Genomic DNA, 2,561 nt, shown 5'->3' with positions numbered 1-2,561 from the left:
CTGGAGGATTTGGAGGTGGTGGCAGACGCTTTCGTGGAGGTCTGGCGGGAATCCAACCACGAGCGCATCCCCTACCCCAGTTTCACCCCTGCCCCCTCGCTGCCTGAGACTGCCTCTGCTCAGGCCCAGATCCCGGTGTTGATGAGCCCCTCTACGGGATCCCCTTAGCCAGGTGACCTCTCCCGTTCGCGTCAGTGAGACGGAGTCCTCAGAAGCTAAGTAGGTAGAGAAAGGTCTAGCCCTGCGGCTCATCGATCAGTACGATAGGGGATCGTTCTGTGGATCCAATGTGAACCAAGGCAGTCCTGGGATCTGCAGCCCTGGGCTGAGAGTCTTTGTTTCATTGTTTTTGGATGGCCTGCTGTTCGCGTCAGCGGGACTGAGTCTTTATGCCTTATGTAGCTCCTGCTTCATCCACCCATCCCCCTGTAGTCCCTCTTCAGATCCCGCCTTTGTCTTGCCCCAGCCCTGTGCAACTTTCGCTGGTCATTCCCACCTACAACGAAGCCTCCAGTATCTGCAGCCTGATCCGGCAGTTGTGTGCCCACCTAGACACGATTCTGCCTGGAAGCTATGAGTTGATTGTGGTGGATGACAATAGCCCCGATTACACTGCCAAAGTGGCCCAAGGATTGCAAAAAGAATTCCCTCAACTGCAAGTCATTTGTCGCCACCACGAACGAGGCCTGGCCACTGCCGTGCTGCGGGGATGGCAAGCTGCCCGCGGCGAGGTGTTGGGGGTTATGGATGGGGATTTGCAGCATCCGCCGGAGATTGTCCTCAAATTGTGGCCGCTCATCCAGAAAGGGGCAGATTTGGTGGTGGGCAGCCGCTATGCACCATCGGGAGGGGTGAGCCACTGGAGCCTGGGCCGGCGCATTGTCTCCCGCGGGGCCCAATGGATTGGGCTGGTTCTGCTGCCGGGAGTTTTCAGCCGTGTTTCCGATCCGTTGAGCGGACTGTTTCTGGTCAGACGCCAAGCCATTGCCGGAATCCCGCTCAACCCCAAGGGTTACAAGCTGCTGATCGAGGTGCTGGCGCGGGGCCGGGTGAAAACCATTGCTGAAGTCGGCTACATCTTTCAGGAGCGCCAAAACGGGGAGAGCAAAATCCAACTGCAAACTTGTCTCCAATACCTCCACCACCTGATGGTGCTGCGCTTTTCGCTAGGGCAGGTGGGATCCTTTTTGCGCTTCAGCACGGTTGGCCTATCCGGCACCTTGGTGGACATGGCTTTGCTCTATGTTTTGCACGATCCCGCCAACTTAGGATGGGATCTCATAACCAGTAAGCTGGTTGCTTCGGAGGTGGCCATTCTCAATAACTTCCTCTGGAACGACCTGTGGACTTTTCGCCATGTGACCCGCTTGCAGCCGGGGCCCTGGAATCGCCTGAAGCGGTTGGCGAAGTTTAACGTTATCTGCTTAATTGGCTTGGTTCTCAACGCTTCACTGGTGATCTTGCTGAGCGAGCGCTTGGGCATTCATTATTTGTTGGCCAACTTAATTGCCATCGGTATTGTTGTATTCTGGAACTTCTACCTCAACTCCAAGCTGAGCTGGAGGAGTGCAGAGGTTAAGTCGGACTCTGTGGGTGGCCAGTCTTGAGTATGGCTTTTTCCAGGAAGAGCCAATCCGGAGGTATGGGCATTTCGCTCATTTCCTCACTGTCTGGGCCCCCTTTGGCATCCACCTTCGCCCCTTGTTCCTATGGCTGCGCTAAGTAGAGTTAGGGCGGATCCCCTCTAGGGCGATGATCTCCTGGATCACCGAGCGAACAACGGGAGCAGCCGTCGTCGAGCCGAAGGCATCTTCCCCCTGGGGCTCGTCGATCACCGCCAAGATCACGTAATTGGGGCGAATGGCCGGGAAATAGCCTACAAAACTGGTGATGCGCTTGCCGGGCAAATAGCCCCCCCGTGGCCCGGCTTTCTGGGCAGTGCCGGTTTTGCCAGCGATCTCATACCCCTCGATCTTGGCCGATTGCCCCGTGCCAAAGTCCACCACATCCCGCATTTGGATACGCACTGCCAGCGTGGCTTGCTCGGATAGTACCCGCACCGGCTGCGGCTGCGGGGATCCCCAAACCAAAGTATCCGTATCCTTCTCCACCAAGCCTCGCACCACATGGGGCTGCACTTTCAGTCCGCCGTTGGCAATGATGCAATGCATGGCAGCCAACTGTAGAGGAGTGAGGGCCAGCCCCTGGCCGAAAGCGACAGTGGCCCGCTCCACCGGCACCGTAACAAACTGTCGCAGCGGTTTCAAACGGCTGGCCGGCTCAAAGGGCAAATCCACGCCACTGCGCTCGTTGAACCCCAGCCGCAGCAGGGCGTTGTAGTACTGGCGGGGATCCAGCTTGCGCATTAGATGTACCATGCCCACATTGCTGGATTGCCGCAGGATATCCGTGACGCTCATCCAGCCATGGGCCCCTCGCTGGTGGTAGTCGTAATTTTGAATGGGCCACTGACCGATGAGAATCCGACCCTCGTCATAGACCCGTTCATCTGCTGTAAAGGCTCCAGCATCCAACCCAATGGCAATGTTGATGGGCTTGAA

2 protein-coding genes are annotated in these 2,561 nt (G+C 57.2%); one reads left to right on the top strand and one right to left on the bottom strand.

Translation table 11 applies throughout. The features are described from left to right. The first annotated feature begins 389 nt into the window (after positions 1-389). Positions 390-1,607, top strand: a complete 1,218-nt coding sequence (locus tag NW856_RS00920; RefSeq protein ID WP_414398635.1) for a glycosyltransferase — start codon at positions 390-392, stop codon at positions 1,605-1,607. A gap of 111 nt (positions 1,608-1,718) precedes the next feature. On the opposite strand, the gene NW856_RS00915 is transcribed toward NW856_RS00920, so the two are convergent. After that, positions 1,719-2,561: peptidoglycan D,D-transpeptidase FtsI family protein (locus NW856_RS00915; RefSeq protein WP_414398634.1), on the bottom strand; the 843-nt coding region annotated here is incomplete at its 5' end.

It is taken from the genome of Synechococcus sp. R3-13, from assembly GCF_047462195.1.
Taxonomy (GTDB): domain Bacteria; phylum Cyanobacteriota; class Cyanobacteriia; order Thermostichales; family Thermostichaceae; genus Thermostichus.
This window is presented reverse-complemented; position numbering and strand designations above follow the sequence as displayed.

Excerpts from the sequence above, each read along its gene's own strand:
- NW856_RS00920 (WP_414398635.1), top strand. The coding sequence starts at position 390 with ATGCCTTATGTAGCTCCTGCTTCATCCACCCATCCCCCTGTAGTCCCT.